Genomic DNA, 3,012 nt, shown 5'->3' on the forward strand with positions numbered 1-3,012 from the left:
GCAATGGAAAATTACCAGGTAGATATTCAGCTTTTAGGATTAGGTGGAAATGGACATATTGGTTTTAATGAACCAGGTACTTCTTTTGATGAAACCACTCATATCGTAGAGCTTCAGGAAAGAACAAGAAAAGATAATGCCCGTTTCTTTGATAATGATATCAATCAGGTGCCAACTCATGCGATCACAATGGGTATTGCGACAATCATGAAAGCGAATAAAGTATTATTGATTGCCACAGGTGAAAACAAGGCAGATGCAGTGAAGGCCATGATTGAAGGTCCAAAAGATACAAGCTGTCCGGCAAGTGCTTTACAGGATCACAAAGATGTTATTGTTATTCTGGATAAGGCTGCTGCCAGCAAGCTTACAAAATAAATATTGAAAGGCTTATGAGCGATCATAAGTCTTTTTTTTGTTTGATCATGATAAAAGGTGATCAAGCGATCACCTTTGTTATGTTTTATTCTAAAGTACCTTTTTCTAAAGCCAATGTCTTAGTTGTGATGTCACATACTTCTGACGGTCCGTAATACTGAATAGCACCTGGATAAACGAAGCATGTATTTTCAGCCCATTCTTCACGGTGAGCTTCAAAATATTTGAATGGCTTGCCTTCCAGCTCTACAAGAGCTTTTTTGATAACCGGCTTATCTTCACCATGTCTTCTTTCGATATTCATCATCTTTGTGATCGGCATACCACCGGCTACCCATTCACTTGCCGGCTTAGAAAGATTGGATACTTTTGATAAATAACCGTTATAGCCATACTGGATCAGCATGAAAGCATTGTAACCTAACGAGTAGCAGTAATCAGCATCGAAGTTAGAAGGGAAGGCACATCTTCCTTCATAACCTAAGAAGTGATGTAAAGCACTGAATTTACCCTTATATGTACCGGCTTTTCTTCTTTCTTCCAATTTATCTTTTACTAAAGCTGAGAATAATTTTTCAGATTCGATCAAAGAAACCTGAACATTTCCATGAGGATCTCTTTCAAGGAACAACTGCTGCTGGATGCTTTCCGGAAGGATCGCAAATACTTCCATAGATTCCTTTGTCAGACCCTTTTCAATAAAGGCATATTTATCAGCCCAAGCAGGCAGTGCATTGAAAGCCTCAGCCTTGCTTCCGGCAAGAAGCTCATTGATTTCCTGGATCAATACAGAGAACTCGGGAACAAACTCAACCACGCCTTCAGGAATGATTGCAACACCAAAGTTCATGCCCTTAGCAGCTCTTTTTTCAACAGAATCAGCAATGTAATCTGCAATCTGGGAAAGTGACATCTTCTTTTCCGCAACTTCTTCAGAGATCAGACAGATATTCGGTTGTGTTTCCAGAGCACATTCCAAAGCAACATGAGAAGCACTGCGTCCCATGACCTTGACAAAGTGCCAATATTTCTTAGCAGAATTGGCATCTCTTTCAATATTACCAATGATTTCACTATAAGTCTTTGTTGCTGTATCAAAACCAAATGAACATTCGATATCGTCATTCTTCAGATCGCCGTCAATCGTTTTAGGACAACCGATGACCTGAACACCTGTATCATGAGCAGCAAAGTATTCAGCAAGTACCGCAGCATTGGTATTTGAGTCATCACCACCGATGATGACGATGGCTGTAATTCCATGCTTCTTGCATACTTCCGCAACGATCGCAAACTGTTCATTTGTTTCCAGCTTGGTTCTTCCTGAACCGATGATATCAAAGCCACCCGTATTACGGTATTCATTGATATATTCATCATCAAAGATCAGATAATCATCTTCAATAAGTCCGATCGGACCATTTTTAAATCCATAAAGCACATTTTCAGGATTTGTCGCTTTTAAAGCGTCATAAAGACCGCAGATAACGTTATGTCCTCCCGGAGCCTGTCCGCCTGAAAGAATGACACCTACGACCTGTTTCTTGGCTTTGGAAGTATTTTCTCCTTTCGCAAACGTAATTTCCTTTTTTCCATACGTGTTCGGGAAAAGTGCCTTGATCTTATCCTGATTAGCAACGCTCTGCGTTTCTTCGCCTTCCTTCACACAAATATCCGCAATACCGTTTCGAAGCATTCCCGGAAGCTTTGGGGAATACTCATATCTTGCTTTTTGCAGTGATGAAATTTTCATGATTCCTCTCCTTTTCTAATTCACATACATTTAAATTTTATGATATTTCAAACAAAAAGTAAACTGTTTTTACACTTATTTTAAATAGGAGCCTTGGCCATATTTTCAATATTTGTTTTTGAAGGTTCTTGTGAATTTATCATTTCAGAGAGTGACTGTTTAAATTTATTTTCCATCTTTTTGTTTTCTTCCGGCAGATATTTGATCCTGTATTTAAGATTAGCTATTTTGTTCTTTTTAACAGAATAGGAAGTCGGGCAGAAAATCAAACGATGCTCAGGTTCACCAAATTTACATTCCTGATCGATCATGAAATAAAAGAGATTCTTGCAGATATACTGATTGATATCCATATGCTTCTTTCTTAGATTGTCAAGATGATCGAGCCGATTGGTTAACGTTACAAAGGTTACAAATTCATCATTGGCAAATCTATCTCTGATTTCTAACAATGATAAAGGAAGCTTATTTTCATCAATAAAATAGCCATCAGTCGTAGGATCCAGCATGATCCATTTATTAAGCTGACGATCAAAGATCTCAACAACGACATGGTTATCATAATCATAAGGTGAATAAGGAAGAATCGAAACCCTTCTGGCATAAATCTGAAGTGCCAGACAGCATTCTTCTAAGATCTTTGATTTATTTAAACAATTGATACCATGTTCTTTATTATTTAAACTATATTCTAATAACTTCAAGGCATTGCATTCGATATGATTGTCATACCAGGAATTGTGATGAAGTCTTGGAGCAAAATAATGAAGCAGGCGTTTTGCCTTTTGAAAATCACTGCCTTTTTCCGCAATAGCTGTTAACTGATACTTTTCTTTCAATTCATGGAATTCGGGACAGGTAAAATCATAACTGATCGTTTC

Annotated in this window: 3 protein-coding genes; 1 reads left to right on the forward strand and 2 read right to left on the reverse strand. The window is 37.9% G+C overall.

Going from position 1 to position 3,012, the window contains the following annotated elements; all coding sequences use genetic code 11:
- Nucleotides 1-378, forward strand: a 378-nt coding sequence (locus Q0K35_RS01915; RefSeq protein ID WP_294560988.1) for a glucosamine-6-phosphate deaminase, incomplete at its 5' end; no start/stop codon positions are given.
- 85 nt (nucleotides 379-463) lie between these two features.
- Here Q0K35_RS01915 and Q0K35_RS01920 read toward each other — a convergent pair.
- Together Q0K35_RS01920 and Q0K35_RS01925 are read right to left on the reverse strand one after the other, a co-directional pair.
- On the reverse strand, nucleotides 464-2,131 hold the full coding sequence (locus Q0K35_RS01920) for a diphosphate--fructose-6-phosphate 1-phosphotransferase (protein WP_294560989.1): 1,668 nt from the start codon (nucleotides 2,129-2,131) through the stop codon (nucleotides 464-466).
- Between the two features lie 80 nt (nucleotides 2,132-2,211).
- Nucleotides 2,212-3,012: hypothetical protein (locus Q0K35_RS01925; protein ID WP_294560990.1), on the reverse strand; the 801-nt coding region annotated here is incomplete at its 5' end.

Source organism: uncultured Traorella sp., assembly GCF_944327115.1.
In the GTDB taxonomy this organism is placed as follows: domain Bacteria; phylum Bacillota_I; class Bacilli_A; order Erysipelotrichales; family Erysipelotrichaceae; genus Traorella.

What these genes read in the sequence shown, in the direction of transcription:
- Q0K35_RS01920 (WP_294560989.1), bottom strand. Translation starts at nt 2,131, where the DNA reads ATGAAAATTTCATCACTGCAAAAAGCAAGATATGAGTATTCCCCAAAG.